This is a genomic window from Williamwhitmania sp., from assembly GCA_035529935.1.
In the GTDB taxonomy this organism is placed as follows: domain Bacteria; phylum Bacteroidota; class Bacteroidia; order Bacteroidales; family Williamwhitmaniaceae; genus Williamwhitmania.
Genome location: DATKVT010000089.1, coordinates 1 through 16,593, shown reverse-complemented (window position 1 = coordinate 16,593; position 16,593 = coordinate 1). Strand labels below are relative to the sequence as shown.

14 protein-coding genes are annotated in these 16,593 nt (G+C 45.2%); 3 read left to right on the top strand and 11 right to left on the bottom strand.

Annotated elements, in window-relative coordinates:
* Positions 1 to 791 precede the first annotated feature (791 nt).
* From VMW01_07055 to VMW01_07030, 6 genes are all read right to left on the bottom strand, one after another.
* Positions 792 to 1,262, bottom strand: coding sequence for a hypothetical protein (locus VMW01_07055; protein HUW06001.1), 471 nt, complete (start codon positions 1,260 to 1,262; stop codon positions 792 to 794).
* Between the two features lie 144 nt (positions 1,263 to 1,406).
* Complete coding sequence (locus VMW01_07050; protein ID HUW06000.1) at positions 1,407 to 2,006, bottom strand: hypothetical protein; 600 nt, start codon at positions 2,004 to 2,006, stop codon at positions 1,407 to 1,409.
* A gap of 18 nt (positions 2,007 to 2,024) precedes the next feature.
* Complete coding sequence (locus tag VMW01_07045) at positions 2,025 to 4,055, bottom strand: hypothetical protein (protein ID HUW05999.1); 2,031 nt, start codon at positions 4,053 to 4,055, stop codon at positions 2,025 to 2,027.
* Positions 4,052 to 4,891, bottom strand: a complete 840-nt coding sequence (locus VMW01_07040) for a S8 family serine peptidase (GenBank protein HUW05998.1) — start codon at positions 4,889 to 4,891, stop codon at positions 4,052 to 4,054. Before VMW01_07040 ends, VMW01_07045 begins: the two co-directional genes overlap by 4 nt.
* Positions 4,892 to 4,894: 3 nt before the next feature.
* On the bottom strand, positions 4,895 to 5,887 hold the full coding sequence (locus VMW01_07035; protein ID HUW05997.1) for a hypothetical protein: 993 nt from the start codon (positions 5,885 to 5,887) through the stop codon (positions 4,895 to 4,897).
* Positions 5,888 to 6,001: 114 nt separating this feature from the next.
* On the bottom strand, positions 6,002 to 6,649 hold the full coding sequence (locus VMW01_07030; GenBank protein ID HUW05996.1) for a response regulator transcription factor: 648 nt from the start codon (positions 6,647 to 6,649) through the stop codon (positions 6,002 to 6,004).
* A gap of 302 nt (positions 6,650 to 6,951) precedes the next feature.
* Here VMW01_07030 and VMW01_07025 point away from each other — a divergent pair, with 302 nt between their 5' ends.
* Entirely contained in the window at positions 6,952 to 7,371 is a 420-nt protein-coding gene (locus VMW01_07025) for a hypothetical protein (protein ID HUW05995.1), read from the top strand.
* Positions 7,372 to 7,528: 157 nt separating this feature from the next.
* On the opposite strand, the gene VMW01_07020 is transcribed toward VMW01_07025, so the two are convergent.
* The 4 genes from VMW01_07020 to VMW01_07005 all read right to left on the bottom strand — a co-directional run bounded on the left by VMW01_07020 (position 7,529) and on the right by VMW01_07005 (position 12,054).
* Positions 7,529 to 7,921 carry a VOC family protein gene (locus tag VMW01_07020; GenBank protein HUW05994.1) on the bottom strand — a complete coding sequence of 131 codons (393 nt, stop codon included), beginning with the start codon at positions 7,919 to 7,921 and terminating at the stop codon, positions 7,529 to 7,531.
* Between the two features lie 126 nt (positions 7,922 to 8,047).
* A complete protein-coding gene (recA, locus tag VMW01_07015) occupies positions 8,048 to 9,100 on the bottom strand; it encodes a recombinase RecA (GenBank protein HUW05993.1) in 1,053 nt (350 codons plus the stop codon).
* 59 nt (positions 9,101 to 9,159) lie between these two features.
* Complete coding sequence (gene bcp, locus VMW01_07010; protein ID HUW05992.1) at positions 9,160 to 9,621, bottom strand: thioredoxin-dependent thiol peroxidase; 462 nt, start codon at positions 9,619 to 9,621, stop codon at positions 9,160 to 9,162.
* A 174-nt stretch (positions 9,622 to 9,795) separates the two neighbouring features.
* Positions 9,796 to 12,054: a hypothetical protein gene (locus VMW01_07005; protein ID HUW05991.1), complete on the bottom strand. Its 2,259-nt coding sequence runs from the start codon at positions 12,052 to 12,054 to the stop codon at positions 9,796 to 9,798.
* A gap of 395 nt (positions 12,055 to 12,449) precedes the next feature.
* Between VMW01_07005 and VMW01_07000 the strand changes: the two genes are divergently transcribed.
* Together VMW01_07000 and VMW01_06995 are read left to right on the top strand one after the other, a co-directional pair.
* Entirely contained in the window at positions 12,450 to 14,699 is a 2,250-nt protein-coding gene (locus tag VMW01_07000; GenBank protein ID HUW05990.1) for a tetratricopeptide repeat protein, read from the top strand.
* Between the two features lie 64 nt (positions 14,700 to 14,763).
* Positions 14,764 to 15,135: a co-chaperone GroES family protein gene (locus tag VMW01_06995; protein ID HUW05989.1), complete on the top strand. Its 372-nt coding sequence runs from the start codon at positions 14,764 to 14,766 to the stop codon at positions 15,133 to 15,135.
* A 40-nt stretch (positions 15,136 to 15,175) separates the two neighbouring features.
* On the opposite strand, the gene VMW01_06990 is transcribed toward VMW01_06995, so the two are convergent.
* Positions 15,176 to 15,400 (bottom strand): hypothetical protein, encoded by a 225-nt coding sequence (locus VMW01_06990; GenBank protein HUW05988.1) that lies wholly within the window; start codon positions 15,398 to 15,400, stop codon positions 15,176 to 15,178.
* Positions 15,401 to 16,593: the final 1,193 nt, after the last annotated feature.

The window sequence follows — 16,593 nt, the reverse complement described above, 5'->3', positions numbered from 1 at the left end:
CAGTAGGTAAGCATGGAGATGAATCTACAATACAAGCGTATGTAAAGGGTCAAGGTCGAGAAAAAGAATATATAAAGATACACAGTCAGCAACTGTCTTTGTTTTAATACCTCGTCAGCTCTGCTGCGAGGTAGTTTATTATTGATTGATTCTTCCATGGTTTTATTGCTGTATTGATTAAAAATGAAGTATTTAAAATTACGAAAAATCAGTTATCTATTGATTATAATACCCTGTAAAATTTCCCTCGCCGAGCACCAATTTCCCTATCCGAGCACCAATTTCCCTCTCCGAGAGGCAAATTCCCTCTCGGAGCGAGAAAAAGGTCGCTTCGAGAAACAAAAAGGTCGCTCGGAGAACCAAAAAGGTTTCTCCGGGAGAGAAAAAGGTCACTAGCCGCGAGAAAAAGGTTTTCCTGAGCGAGAGAAAGGTCACTCAGAGAATCAAAAAGGTTTCTCTGAGTGAGAAAAAGATCGCTTGGAGCGACAAAAAGGTTTCTTGGAGAGGCAATTGGGGCGAAAAGGAGGAAGCGGTGGGGGAGTGTAGAGGTTGAGTTGGAGGGGTTGCCCCACTTTTTCGGAAGGATATGGAGGTAACCCCCTTGCTATGTAAAAAAAGCAGGAAAGCTGCATCCGGTGAAGCGGTTAGTAGGCGGTGCTGTTTGCACCACCTACTGCAGCTTTGCTTCCGGGGGGGGTGCCTCTTTCCTGCAACCAAACAAACAGGCTAGGCATCAACAATATTCAACTTTGGAGCCCTAGCCCTACCACGTTAGAGGTATTGGGGCTGCCCTAACTTTGGGTGGGTGCAGCGGTTTTGCTCCTGCCCGGGAACCGGGACTGCAGGTCGTCGTATACGGTTTTCATACCGCCCACATCGGCCTTGGCGGCACCTTTTACAGCACCGTAAAAAATAAGGGCAGCGGAGTAGGCTTCGCTACCGGTGAGCATGGTGGTGTCGTCTATTCTTTCGAGCAGCTGCTTGAGTGGCCGCAGAATTTTCGACATGGATGTTGCTGCATTTACATCCTTCTCAAATTCGGGTATATTCAAAAAGGGAGGTACCACTCCCGGATTTTGCTTGGCGTATTCCAACGATTTGGTCACAAAGGCCAGCGTTTTGTCGCCCATTTTGGGGAGGTCGTGGCGGTCTTCCGCCGATAGGTTGATGAGCATGGGTAGGTCACTCTCTATTTGCGCAATGGCATCGAGAATGCTCTGCTCCACCTCGGGGGTGATGCTGAAGGAGACTCTGTTTTCCATAGTTCAATAAGTTTTAGTTTAAACAATCTGTGCATAGATATGCTACATGCTTGAGATTCTCTCAACGCTGATACTTATTACTTGGCAGCGGGAATATACCCGTGCCGCTGGCTGTATGGTGGTGTATTGCTTTCCATGGCTTTGCTATTTTAGGTCGTTGCTGTTGATAAGGGTGTAGGTAAAGGAGTTGCCCCAGTGCTTTACGGCCTCGGTGCACATGCCCATGAGCTGGTCGAACTCGAAGGAGTTGGCCAGCACCTGACATCCGGCAGACCATTTATTTACATTTAACGATATCCCGTTATAGGTAGCCCGGTGAATATTGATACCGTAGCTGTTGCCGGTGGTCTCCTTGCCCGAGCTGTAGTCGAGCACGCCATCCTTGTTGTAATCGCGGATAACGGTGAGGTTGCCAACTTGTTGCAGAGCCTTGTAGCCCTTGTGAAGCCCCAGCTTGTGGCTTCCGGGATACTGCCCCTCCTTTACAATTGCCGTTCCAAGGGCGTTTTCGGGATGCTGCAGCCAGTATAGCCCGGGGTCGGTGGTGGCTTGGTAAACCACAAAGTTCCAATTCCCCTTGTATTTCCATAGCACGGCAATCCAATCGTCGAAAAGGTTGGGCTTGCCGGCGTTGTTTCGAATGCCTACAAGGTTGAGGTTATAGGGCTTATCATCTGCCTCAAAAATTCTATACCCCTTGCTTTTTAGGGCATTGTATACGGTGGTTTGAGAAATGTTGGGCATGGCTAATGGATTTAGCTGTTAACGTGGCTTGTTATAGAGATTCAGCACCGGAATATCCACGCAAATGGATACGCTAAAGCGGGTATAGCTGTTGTTGTAGCTGTTTTGTGTGGCCGAAACGTTCCGCAGCAGCGGTCCAAGCTGGTAGCCCACGTTAACCGATATGGGCGACTTGGGAATACCAATGGAGTAGAATAGTCCGGGGGAGATTATGTCCTTGAGCTCCACCTTGGGGGCGGTGCTGGTGCTGTCGCCGGCGAAGCGGAAAGCGGTAAGTGCTCCTATGTCTACCACCGATACAAACAGCGTGTGCGACCAGTGCCTTTGCTTGCTGCACCATTTGTTTATAAACGGAATTACATGCTGCTGGCCTGTGCTTATGGCAAATCCAATGGGGGCTGTAACGCCGTAGCTGTTCCACTTTTTAAAGGTAACCTCCTGGTAGCCGTGGTCTATTCCCTTTATCTTCTCGTAGCCGGCATACATTCCGCAGTAGGCATTCACGGAAACATTGAACGCCGATTCCCTCTTTGTGCGGGCTGAGCCTGGCGGTAGCGCAATGGCGTCGATGGCCGTTTTAACCTCGTCGGAGGTTTTGGCCTGTGCAACCGATGCCATGAGCGAGCCGTAGAGGAAGAGCTTCTCTTTCACCTTGGGCGAGATGTGGAATGTTACGCCAACCGTGGTGCCGTTCAAGGGCTGGTTGAGGTGCTTGCTTATTACCACATCGTAAATGTGCGCACCGTTAACAATGGCTGCTCCGTAGTTGCAACGGTTGATGGCAAGGGTAAGGTCGCAGGCAGTTTGTGCTACGTCGAAGAAGTCGTGGAGGGTGTCGGCTAGCTGTGGCAGGTTTATGTAGGGCAGCTTACCGGCTTGGGTGGCCTGTTTAAAAATGTCGAGTGAGGCGTTGGCATACTTGGCGTAGAATTCAACCGCAAGGGAGTCCTTCATGGGCGTTTGGTAGCTGTCCATGAGCTGCTTGAGGGAGTTCACCTTCCCTTCAAACTGGTAGAGGTATGTCACATACTTGTCGTAACCATTGTTGAAATCCGTTGCCAACTGGCTTAGCGCTGCCACTAGGGTTGTTTGGCTAAACTGAATGGAGTTGTAGGGTGGCAGTATGGCCTGTTGGTAGATTAATCCAAGGTAAATTCGAAAGGCAACCTTATCGCCAACGAGCTCATTCAGCTGCGCTGTGCTAACCCAGTAGCTTTTGTCGTCGGTTGGAAATTTGCGAAGCGAGGCCGATACGAGCTGAAGGGTTTGGATGGCCCCCTTACTGTCGGGTGAAAGCTTATCGAGGTAGGTTACAGGATAGCTGTTGAGAATATCGCCCGGATGTACTTTATTCTTCAATTCGGAGGCAAGGTAGCAGCCACTGTTCAGCAATGCCTCCAGCTCGGGAAATTTTGCAAAGAAATCGGGGTGGTTGTCAACAATAGCGGGGAGCGTGTTGGTTAGGTCGTTTAGGTCGTTCTTAAAGCATTCGCGTAAGGTTTGGAGGTATCCTTCGTAGTTGTAAATTTCCTCTCCAATGGTGGTAAGCGCTCTGTAGGTTTGAGGGAATATAGTTTGTAAATCCTTGTACTCCGGTTTTTCAATCTCCTCCTGAAAGCGGGAGAAGAAGGCGGCGTTCAGCTCCAGCTTGGTTCGTTCAACAATAAACTTGGCAAAGCCGTCGGCAAGGGTGGTAACGTCGAGGCCTCCAAGCTGACCGAGCCCTTTCCCAAATTCGTTGGCATAGGCTGCAATGTTGAATGTGCTGGTGTTGACAGACTGGCTTGCCGAGTATGGAATTTTGAAAAAGGGATTTTGGGCGAAGGTTTCGGCTAGTTCTTTGTAATTAGTGGCATTTGGCTTATACTTTTTTAGTATTTTGGCAATGGTTGAACTGTCTTCATTGGTTGATACAATTAATGTTGGACATCCATTTATCAAGATGTATTTGAATTTTGCTAACTCTTGTGCGTCGTAAAATGGATTCTGGGAAAGGGCGCATGGAGCGATGGCAAGCAACAAAAGAGTAAGTATTGTTAAATTTTTCATGGCTTTATCGTTTTTAGAATTTTTAAAGGAGCGATGATTTTCCCATACTGAAAACTGTCGGTTTCTTTTAACAACATGGGACTTAATTGCAATGCCTTATAAGTTGGATTAACCCTTCGTTGCTCCTCAACGAAAAGGGCACAGAGGGCAGCAACAAACGGGGTTGCTTGGCTTGAACCGGTGAGCCTTGCGTACCCGTTGTTAATGTAGGTGGAAAGAATATTGTCTCCGGGTGCAAAGATGGTTGTCTCGCCCGTAAGAATGGAGCTTGCAATGGGCATCCTGTTTTGGTCGATGGCTCCAACCGAAATTACGGAATTGTAATGAGCAGGATAGTAAATATGGTCACAGCGAAATCCATTGGGTTTATTTCCTGCTGCACAGATAAAAAGTATCCCATGGTCTATCCCAACTTTAACAGCTTGTTCGAGGTCGCTATCATTTGATGGAAAACCTTGGCTTATAGATATAACATCTACATTTTGTTGAATAGCCCATTCAATTGCCGTTTTAAGGTAATAACTATTATCGCGGACAATGTCGTGAGTTACTTTGCATACATAAATTTCGGCATCGGGGGCAATACCCAATAGGTTCCCGTTTCCGTCAGAGGTAGAATTGATTGTTCCAATGCAGTGAGTTCCATGCCCGTCAATGTCTTCGGTTCCTGAAGGACTTCCGGTAACGTCGTGCAGCAGGTTTTTGTCCAATTTGAGAGCTGGATGAGTTAGGCATACCCCCGTGTCCAGCACGGCTATCTTTATTCCCTTACCTGTAAACCCCTGGGAATGAAGTGTGGGTATGCCATAGTCATCCAGCCACCAGTATTCTTGCATTACTTATGGCTGTTGAGTCGATTTTGCTTTTTCTTCTGCAGAAGTGGCGACTCCCAGTGAGCCGCGCAGCTTCACAATCTTGTTTAGCAGGTCGAACCAGAAGGGTGCTCCAAGGCTAAGGGCAATTGCTGTAATGAGGCAGCCCCAGAAATTATCCCAGCTGGAATACCACATTGCCTTTAGGTAGCAGTGCCTGCTTGGAGTGTCTTTACCGTTTTTCATTGCAGTAGTGGAAGTTGTATCCGTGGTACAGTTTACTCGTTTGGTGCCCAATACGTCAATACTCTGGGAGGCGTAGAGTTGAAGCGTGTTAAGGTTTTTAATGAGCGAATCTCTTACTGTGGAGTCGTTTGCAAATGTTGTATCGGCAGCCAGCTGTCCAGCCAGCTGAACATATTGCTCGCGAGCTTTGGGGTCTTTGGAAAGTTTATTCACAATTTGAAATGAATCTACGTTGAAAATGGTCGCCAGAACGAGCCCTACGATAAATGTAATAAGGGAAATACGCCTTTTATACCAACCGCTTACTCGCGCCATGGTGTCGTCGTACCATGTTTCCAACTTTTCCTTAAACTTTTCTAGGTCGTTTTCGGCATCATTCAGCAAGTTGAGAAGATACTTACCCGTTTGGGTATATTGCTTGGCCTCAAGTGCAGCTCGGATTTTGTCGAGCGTTGCAGCTCCTTCCTGCGATTGATCTTTCAGCAGCTGGAGCAGTGCCTGCGAAAAATTCCGGGCCTTAAGATAGGCCGGCTTATTGAAGATTTTCCAGAGACCGCTTGCCATGTACTTTATGAGCGGCATTTGATAGAACTCTTTGGCGAAAACGGGTTGCGTGTCGTCATCGAGCATGCGCTTAATTCCTTTTTCCAGAAACCTTGCCCTGGTTTGAAAAATGGTGGCAATGACTTCCACCAGCGTTGTAGCAAATAGGCTGTAGAGGGTGTAAATAAATACTAATCCCAATGCCACGTCAATTGCAATACTTCCTGTCATAGCTTAGTTTTTTCTAATGTCCCTAAGTTACGATTACATTAAAAACAATGTAAATAGCCCTTTGGGGCTATGGCCTAAACTAATGTAGCTATGGAAAAATGAGAAATGAAGTAGTTAAATGGGTGAAACTTGTTCGTTGCTGCTTTCAACAAATCGTTGAATAGCCTCGAAACGGTTGCTAGCACCCATTTTTGGGTAGATATTCTTAACATGGTTTTTTACCGTTTGCAGGCTGATGCCTAGCTTATCGGCAATTTCCTTGTTGAGGTTACCTTCGGCAATTAAGTTCATTACTTCTAGCTCCCGAGTGGTGAGAGATGAGGCATGCTTCCAATTCTTAAATTGTGGTTGAGTAATAAATTTTATGAGCTTGTTGGTCACCGTGGGAGCAATGGCAAGCTCCTGCTCAAATACCTTATTGAAATCTTCCGTTAAGCTGTTTTGCTGGTTGCTATCGTAGAGAATCCAATTGGCGGCAGCCATGGCGCAGTTGGGAGAAAAGGGGTTTTCCACATCTTCCGAAAGGTAAAGGCACACCTTTGCTTGTTGGTTACGTACAAGGCGGAGCAGTGCTTTGCCCTCCTCATCGTCGAGCTTGATATTGAATACCACCACTACCTTTTCGTTTTCGGTTATGCTGTCAATAGATTCTTCACAAAGGGGTGTAGTTGTTACGTCGTGCAATGGGCCTAAACTTTCTACACGGTGGAGGTGGTTGTCGCTCTTATCAACCCGATTTTCAATAACGGCAAACTTTATCATGGCATTAGGCTGGATTTATAACCACAAAATCCTAAAGGTAGGAAAAAATATTGCTATTGGCGCCCATTGTGCTGTGGGAACAGGACCAGTATAGGATGACGGTGGGAGAGGCGCAATTATTTACTAACTTTGAAATGCTAAGGTTTTATGGAAATGTCAGGTAGGATAGATGCGAGGGAGTTAGTATTCATACGCTGCAGCCACAGAACAGTAAAGCATACATCAATTGACGCTTAAAAGTTAATCTCCATTTTCAATAGTTCGTTTTCCATTTTGTTCTTTTTCTTGCAGGCATAAACGTCATGATAAAAAGAGATTATTTAATGCGAATGGTGAAGCAGTTCTTTGATGCTTTAACCGAGTTATTTTCAGGAAGGTATAAGGACAACGTTGAGGAGATTCGAATCCAGCTCAGTGGCCTTTACGAACAATATTTGGGTAACAACATCACTTTCTTTTACAGCAGCAGCATTGAGAGTATTATCGCCGGATTTGTTGCTGAAAAAGACTTGCAAAAGGATAGCATTCCAAGAATGGAGATGCTGGCAGAGCTGTTTTACCAAGATGCAATGGTGCAACAGGATGCTGCGCTAAAACGGAATTTATTGGAAAAATCCCTCGCTCTTTTTAATTTTTTGGCGGCTAATAGCCATACTTATTCAATAAATAGGCCAGCTCGAATTGAAGCAATACAGGAATCATTATCGATGCTTGGCGACTAGTTCACTTCTGTCTTCAACGCGGATATAGTTGGTTTTATTCGATGCGGAGTTCCAGTGAAATCATGCGGAACTGACACTTTTATTGCTAAACAGGTAGGGCAACGAGATGCCTACTTGCAAAATGAGGTTGAATACTGCAGGGGTAGATAAGTTTAACCTACCCTTTTGGCTCCAGCAAATCCCACAAATTTCCGTAAAGGTCGGCAAATACGGCTACCGTTCCGTACGCCTCCACCACGGGTGGGCGAACAATGGTAACGCCTTTTTCAACAAGGTTTTTGTAGTCGCGAGCCAAGTTGTCGGTATAGAGAAACAGAAATACCCGTCCTCCGGTTTGGTTTCCCACATGCTGCTGCTCCTCATGGTTGGCCGCCTTGGCCAACAGCAGGTAGGTTGCTGTGGAACCGGGAGGGGCAACCCTTACCCATCGCTTGGTATCGGTTAGCGAGGTGTCCTCCAATAGAGTAAAGTGCAACTTCTGGGTGTAGAATTCAATGGCCTCATCGTAGTCGTTCACCAGCAGGGTAACGTGGGCAATGTGCTGCTTCATGGGCATTCTTGTTAGTTTTAGGCTAATAAAGGTAGCTGATTAATTGTATTGCTTGGCACCACTGCAAAAGTAAAAGCCAAATCCGAGTGGATTTGGCTTTTGTGATGAATGTGTTCTGTTGCTTGCTTAGGCAACCACCTTGAGTGCCTCACGTATTTTGACCTCCAGCTCGTTGCTGAGCTCGGGGTTATCCTGAAGGAGGGCTTTAACTGCATCGCGCCCCTGACCAAGGCGAGTTTCACCGTAGCTAAACCACGAACCGCTCTTCTTAATAATGTTGAGCTCCACGCCGAGGTCGATAATCTCACCAATCTTGGAGATGCCCTCGCCGTACATTATATCGAACTCTGCCTTTTTAAACGGCGGAGCCATCTTGTTCTTTATAATTTTAACCCTTACGCGGTTACCCGTGCTGTCCTCACCGTCCTTGAGCTGGCCAATACGGCGAATATCCACACGCACGGAAGCGTAAAACTTTAGTGCGTTACCACCGGTGGTGGTTTCGGGGTTGCCAAACATTACCCCAATCTTTTCGCGCAGCTGATTGATAAAGATGCAGCAGGTGTTGGTCTTGTTGATGTTGGCGGTGAGCTTACGCAGCGCCTGCGACATCAACCTTGCCTGTAGTCCCATTTTGGACTCACCCATTTCGCCCTCAATTTCGGCTTTTGGGGTAAGTGCGGCCACGGAGTCAATCACAATAATGTCGATTGCACCTGAACGGATGAGGTGGTCGGTAATCTCCAGCGCCTGCTCGCCATTGTCTGGCTGAGAGATAAAGAGGTTGTCGAGGTTAACGCCAAGCTTCTCGGCATAGGTGCGGTCGAAGGCGTGCTCGGCGTCGATAATGGCCGCAATTCCTCCTGCCTTCTGAGCCTCGGCAATGGCGTGGATGGCCAGCGTAGTTTTACCCGACGATTCAGGACCATAAATTTCCACAATACGGCCACGTGGATAGCCACCAATTCCTAGCGCAATGTCCAGTGCAATGGAACCCGCCGAAATGGTAGGCACATCGGCAAAGGGCTTGTCGCCCATCCGCATAATGGTGCCTTTCCCAAAATCCTTCTCAATCTTGTCGAGGGTGGCCTGCAGCGCTTTCAGCTTTTCGGCATTTATGCCGTTCTCCTTTTTTGGCTTCTCTACCTTCTCCTGTTTTTCTAGTTTTTCCGGTTCCATCTATCTTCAATGTTATTAGTTTATACGTCGGGGTGCAGAGGCAATTGGCTGCGAAATGGTTAGGCCATTTCCGATAATATTTGGCTTACGTGGTCGGCGGTTTTCACCTTGTCGAACACCTTTTCGATGCGTCCATCTGCTCCCACTACAAAGGTAGTTCTTAATATTCCTTCATAGGATTTTCCGTACATTTTTTTTTCACCCCAGGCTCCATAGGCCTTAATAATCTCTTGGCTGGTATCAGAAATTAGACGAAAGGGAAGGTTGAACTTGCCAATGAATTCTTGGTGGCTTTTCTCGCTGTCGGCACTTACGCCCACCACGTCGAAGCCCAGCTTGGTGAGCTCCTCGTAGCCGTCGCGCAGGCTGCATGCCTCGGCGGTGCATCCGGGAGTGTTATCCTTTGGGTAGAAGTATAGAATTAACTTTTTCCCCTTATAGTCCAAAAGCGATATGGGTGCTCCATTCTGGTCTTTTCCCGAAAATTCAGGCGCTTTGTCACCCGGTTTCAACATACTCATAGCGTTACTTTTTTGTTGAACAAGTTAAATTTACAGCATTTTTATTACTTGGCAAAACCAGCTTGAGGGTTGTGGTCGAAATTGAACTGGCTTCTACCAAAGTTCTAACTCTTCAAACAATACAATGGAGCAATGGTTGAGTCAACCGGTCACCAGTCACCAGTCACTTTTCCCTTACTCCTCGCTCTTTTTGTCACCCATCACAATATTGGAAACAACGGTGGTGGTTTGGAATGGATAGGCAGGGTATTCAAATATTGGCTGCACCGGTTCTGTTTCACCAATGGAGTAGCCCCAAACACTCGAGTAATCGGCTACCTCTTCACCCATCTCCTCTAGCTGGTGTAGGTAGTCGCTAATGGTTTTCGATTCAACAATAATTACCTTCTCTTTTTTGTTAACCACAGGGCTATGGCTGCGGGTTGGGTCGTAGCTGAACTCCAAAATTCGTCTACCCCAGTTGGTGATGCCAATGGTTCTAAAGGTTAAGCTTTTACCAACTCCAGGAAGGTTAATCACATTGCGGTCGGTAGCCAGAAAGGGGAGGTTTGCCTTTTGTTGGAGAAGTTCAATGTTCTCCTTCATTTTCTCCGGATTATCGTTGAAGTTCTTAATGTGGGTGTAGTATTCCAAAGGAATACGTCCAACTATCTTTTCTTCAATTTGCTCCTGCACGGCGCGGGCATTGGTAGCATAGTTGAAGGTGTTCTCGAGAAATCCCTTTACAGAGAAGGTGTAGTAGGTTAGTACTCCCAGCTTATTCAATGTTTTACGAAGTTTAGCAGTGTGTCCTCTTCGGGAGACAGCAGTAGTAAATACTACTTGGTTGGTAACTATCCATCCGGCAGCAATGAGACGCTCCACTGCCAGCTTTGCCTCTGGTGTAATCTCCAGGGGTGATTCATAGTGCGTTTGTATGACAAACTGCTTTATACCAATCTTGCTGGCTTTTTTTCTAAAGTTAGCCAATATGGTTGCAAGGCTGGGCGTTACCCGCTGTGGCAGATAGGCTGGTAGACGAGTTCCAAGCCTAACACGGACTATCTCGGCATATTTCTCACCATCGGGTCGTTCTTTGTTGGCCTCTTTTTTTCGCCATGCCATTTGGTATACCGCCTCTAGAATGCGCTCTAGAGAAGCATTGCGGCTCATCAGTGCATCGCCCCCGGTGATTAAGATGTCGCGCAGCTGGGTGTCGGTTTCATAGTAGGTGAGGTGGCGCATGAGTTTATCCTCCCACTTCTCCTTTGGCGTGAGCTTCTCGAGGTTGAAGTTCAGGTTTCCTCGCTGAAAATCATACATCCGTTGGCACGAGGAGCAGAGTCCACCGCAAGCCCTACCCATTGTTTCGGGAATTAGTATGGCCACGTCGGGATATCGCCTATGGATACTGTGGGTTGAAGGTAGCAGCCATCCGGCAGCATTGGGTTTTCCCAACTCCACGGTATCCTCCTTTTCCCACGCCTCAATTCGTCCAAACTCCTCAATGAGCTGTTTGCTGTATATTACGTAGTGCCGTATGGCGAGGTCGCTGTTTGCGTGGTGTGCGTTAGGTGTTGCATTAAGCAGCGACAGGTAGTATGGGTTTACGAAGAAAGGGATTCCCTTTTTTTCTGCAGATTCCATCAAGTTCATGGTGTCAGTGTCGAGGGAATGATTCAGCATCTCATTCATCAGCTGAGGTGAGCGGATGGCAAACCGTAGGTGGAAGAGATGTTCATCCCACCAGCTATTTACTAGCGCAACTTTCTCTACTTGGCTGCAGCCGGGTGGAAAGGTGTATTTGGTGTCGGTGAGTTCGCCGCAATCCATCTTCTGAATGAGCAGGTCAATAATGCGGCTTTTGTTTTTCCGTCTAATGTCGATAAGTTCCTCGTCTAATCCATCGTTCCATCGATCCATCCACTTTAGAACCTTCTCTGTGGAAGGCTTTGTTGGAGGAAGTTGTTGGGTGAGTTGGCGAAAAAGGAAAATTAAATCATGGAAAAATTGGGGTTTTGCTCCTCCACCGTTTTGTTTTATTGCCCACCAAAGAATTTTAAAAGGATCTGAAATAGAAATGATGCTTTTACGATATGGGTTTTCAAACACTCTGCCAGCATTGTCGATATAGTCCAAAATGCGTATGGCAGCAAAATCTTTCCACCTCAACTGCTCAAATGCTTTTCGACCTGTCTTTTCGTTTTTGTAGTATTGAAGTGCAATGGGGTTTTCAACCAGAATTTCCATGGCCCAACTTTGCAAAAGGACTTTTGCTTCATCATCATTGTTTGCAGCGGAATAGATATCCTTGACGCGAGGATTCTCCATAACAAGCTGCTTTAGCAGACGATGAGCCTTTCCTGAAAGGGCAATCATTTCTGGTTGATACAGTGGCATAGCTAGGTTAATTGTTCCATTTGAATTTATTCCAACAGCTGGTATGCAAATCATACGGCCTTATGCTTTTTAATTTGTGGCCGGTAACCCTTTTGTAATTAAGGTCTTTCTCTTATCGAGAAGCCTCAGTATTTGGACATTTTATCCTAAAAGGGAGTGAGTATTAAGGTGAGGTTGGTGTTTGCAAAGTTGAATTTTTGGTCATCCCTCGCCAACATTTCAAAGGTAACGAAAAATGCATATTTTTGCAACCGTTTTTTTATTGAGGTGTCGAAAACTGCCCCACACTACAATAAATTAGCCAGTTGTATAATTATCATGGATGGTTTAGGGTTGACAGTTCAGCAAGATTTTAATAAATCGCTTATTTGTTGTTCAATATCACCTGTTTTGTTGAAGGTTTGGGTAAATCTTTTCGTAAATTGCAAACACATTTGCCGCCGCAAGTTATGCTGAGATTCACTACCATACGAAGCGTTCTCGTAGCCTTTTTTTTATTTTGCTACGGCATAGCTGTATGCCAACCTGCCCATCTAATTAATGGTAGAGGTGGTTCTAAGCTTGACTCCCTATTTGTTGAGCGGTCCTTAACGGTTATAGATTCCCTTCAGCACATTGGTTTGCAGCAGGAGTCGCTCGTATTAGCCGATAGCGTCTTGACCGTGGCAAAAAAGTTCAATGATACGAGGCAGGTTTCTGAAGTGTTGCACTACATGTCTGTTGCATCCTCTAATCTTGGCAACTTTAATACCGCCTTGCAGCATGGGTTTGAATCGTTGCAGCTACGAGAGGAGATGGGTGATTCGCTGGGAATTTCAAATTCGCTGAGCAATATTGGTCGAATCTACTATGACAAGGCTAACTATCCTAAGGCATACGAGCATCTTATGCGCAGCTATAAAATTGCCCATAACCTGAAGGATACCCTTTCCATGTTGGCAGCCATATACAATTTAGGGCTAGTGGTTAACCAGAAAGGTGAAGCTAAGCAGGCCCTAGAATACTATAGTGAAGCAAGCGAATATGCCCATGCATTGAAAAACAACCTCTACATTGCCTATATCAACAACAGTTTAGGTAACTTCTACTTAAGCAAGGCGATGTATGAAAATGCGCTTGCCCATTATTTTGATGCACTGAATTACTTCCTCACCGTGAAGGATCAGCGGGGAACCTCCATGCTCTACAACAACATCGGCATGCTCTATGGAAAGTTTAAAGAGTATGGAAAAGCCTTTAAGCATTTGCAGATGGCTCTGCAAATAAAGGAGCGGTTGAAGGACAAGAGCAGCATGGCGTCAATTTATCAGAGCATGGCCCAACTCTTCTATGATAAGGGAGATTTAGATAAGGCTGTGGAGTGGGGCGAGAGATCGGTAAGGTTGAGTGATAGCCTTGGTGCTTTGAGGCAGGAGGAACGGGCCTCCACAACCCTTGCTGAGTCGTTTGAAAAGTTGGGCAATCTGAAGCAATCGATAGGCTTCTACAAGAAATCTAACGCTTTACACGATAGCATATTTAGCCAGGAGAACAATCAAAAGATGGCCGAATCGGAAATGATTTGGAAAATGGAGATGCGGCAGTACGAAGCTAAAACGGAACAGGAGAAGGTTTCAGCGGTGAACAGGGAGCATAGCCAAAGTCAAATTTTTGTTCGAAACTTGCTGGTTTTATTCATTTTGGTACTAATACTCTCCATTACTTTCATTATTTTCTTTTATAGAAAAAAAATGAAAGCTTCTCAGCTACTCCATTATCAGTATTCGGAAATTGAGAAGCAGAGCGAGGAGATAGCTGCACAACGTGATGAAATAGAGAGTCAGAGGAATTCACTAGCCAACCTTGCTTGGGAACTCCAGCAGAAGCATGAGGAAACGACTAGCCATCGTGATGAGCTGCAAATTCAGCGGGATGTGCTTACCTTGCAAAAGAAGGAGATAACAGACTCTATCCTGTACGCTAAGCGAATACAATCCGCTGCATTGCCCTCCTTGGAAACCGTGAACCAACTTTTCCCCAACTCATTTATATTCAATCATCCTAAGAGCATTGTTGGGGGCGATTTTTACTGGGTGGCACGTGTTGGAAAGTTTAGAATACTTGCCGTTGCAGATTGTACCGGGCATGGTGTGCCTGGTGGTTTTATGAGCATGCTCGGAATTGCGCTGCTGAATGAAATAGTGAAGCGTGAGGAGGTTAAAACTGCCAGCGAGGTGCTCGATGAGTTGCGCGACTACCTAATTTCATCGCTGCAACCATCTGGAGATATGACCGATCCTTCTGATGGAATGGATATGGTTCTGGCTGTCTTTGATGATGATATGAAAACCATGCAGTATGCCGCCGCAAACCAGGCGTTCTACCTCATTCGCAAGGATGATACCGGTATTCCTCATCTAATGGAGTTTTGGCCCGATAGAATGCCAATTGGCAACTATCAAATAATGAGGCCTTTTACCAATAATGTTGTGGAGTTGATGGAGGGTGACTTGCTATACTTCTTCTCCGATGGATTTCCCGACCAGTTTGGTGGTTCGGCTGGAAAAAAGCTTTGCCCAACTAGATTTAAGCAAATGTTGCTTTCGTTTTACGACAGGCCAATAGCTGATCAGGGACAGTTGCTTGGTGATTCTTTAGAACGGTGGATGAACGACCAAATTCAGGTGGACGACGTGCTGGTTGTTGGTCTTAAAATCTGATTTTTGGAGTTGCTGGGCGGAAACGAAGTATGAAAGTTTCTACTAAGATGTCAAAATTTTCTCGATGGTAGACGTTTCGGATTTAGATAAGCTTATCGTTGTTGGCGATAGAGTGTTGGTGAAGCCTAAGACCCCTCAGGATAGAACTAGGAGTGGTTTGTTTTTACCCCCAGGAGTCGAGGAGAAGCAGAAGGTTCAGAGCGGTTATGTGGTTAAAGTTGGACCAGGTTACCCCATACCAACGCTGAATGAGGCCGATGAATCTTGGAAAAAGCACGATGGTGCCTCTTACTTTCCGCTGCAAGCAAAGCCTGGCGATTTAGCCGTTTTTATACAGGAAAATACCTACGAGGTGGAGTTTAAGAGTGAAAAGTACCTAATAGTTCCTCAAAACGCCATTTTGCTGCTGTTGCGTGACGAGGGGCTTTTTGAGTAAGCTCCATGCTTATGCACCATAAGGAGATGCTTCTTAAATCTCACTGCAAGTGAAATATTTGCTCAGCGTTGTAACCTCCTAGCGATACCAATGCAATAACCCTTTCAGGAGAAAGTGTTTCATCTGCAATAACCTCTAGTATTTTGTCAGGATGTATCAGGTCTACCTTCCAACTTTTTATTTGTCCTTCCTGATCTAAAAAGGGGGTCACCGCTGCAAGGCAACCATTACACTTGATATTTGTTTTGAATCGGATAGTTTTCATGCTATTGGTTTAATTTCTTATAGGTAAACAGACAATTACTCCAGGGGTTCATCTTGCTTGTTTTTTGTCCATTTTTAGGTGAGTTTCTGACTGATCTGAATGAGATGTACGTAATTATTTAGAATACGTTGTAGGTATGCAATACCATGCAACCTGCGACAGCTGTTTCATTATCAAAAGTATTCGTTAGTCAATGTTTGGTCACTTTTGATCAATCAAACGAATCAAAATGGTTCGATTTGATGTTTACAATATAAATGCGGTTGAAAACAAGTGTTTTAAATCAGATTAAGCCTCGTTAAACCGAATTATATGTTTGAGCATGTATTTTTGAAGAGGTGGCGATTTAGAAGTTTTTGAAAACACAGAATATTTCATCTTTCATAGGTTAAGTTTTAGGTTGTTTTGAGATTTTAGGTTTTGGGTTAGTAAAAGGGGACGCTGTGAAGCGCCCTCTTTTTGTTTGAATTTGTTGTTTTTTTAAAGTTATAGCTATGCTTAGCTGTGGTTAAAACGCGTTAGCTGATTGGTGCACTATTTTTGTAACGTAAGAAGATAGAAATTTTCATAGGTATTATATTCTTTTCATAGGTTAAGTTTAGGTTGTTTTGAGTTTACAAGGGGCCGCTGTGAAGCGCTCCCTTTTTTTGTTTTATAGCGAGAGTAACATATAGCTACGCTTAGCTGTGGTTAAAACGCGTTAGCTGATTTGCGTGCTACCTTTGTAACGTAAGAAGATAGAAATTTTCATAGGTATTATATTCTTTTCATAGGTTAAGTTTAGGTTGTTTTGAGTTTACAAGGGGCCGCTGCGAAGCGCCCCCTTTTTTGTTTTATAGCGAGAGTAACATATAGCTACGCTTAGCTGTGGTTAAAACGTGTTAGCTGATTGGTAAGCTATCTTTGTAAGGTGATCAAGAGAAAATATTCACGATAATACTTTTAGGATTTTTCATAGGTTAAGTTTTAGGTTTTTGAGATTTTAGGTTTGGGTAAAAGGGGCCGCTGCGAAGCGCTCCCTTTTTTGTTTTGTAGCGATAATAACATATAGCTATGCTTAGTTGTGGTTAAAACGCGTTAGCTGATTGGTAAGCTATCTTTGTAAGGTGATCAAGAGAAAATATTCACGATAATACTTTTAGGATTTTTCATAGGTTAAGTTTTAGGTTTTTGAGATTTTAGGTTTGGGTAAA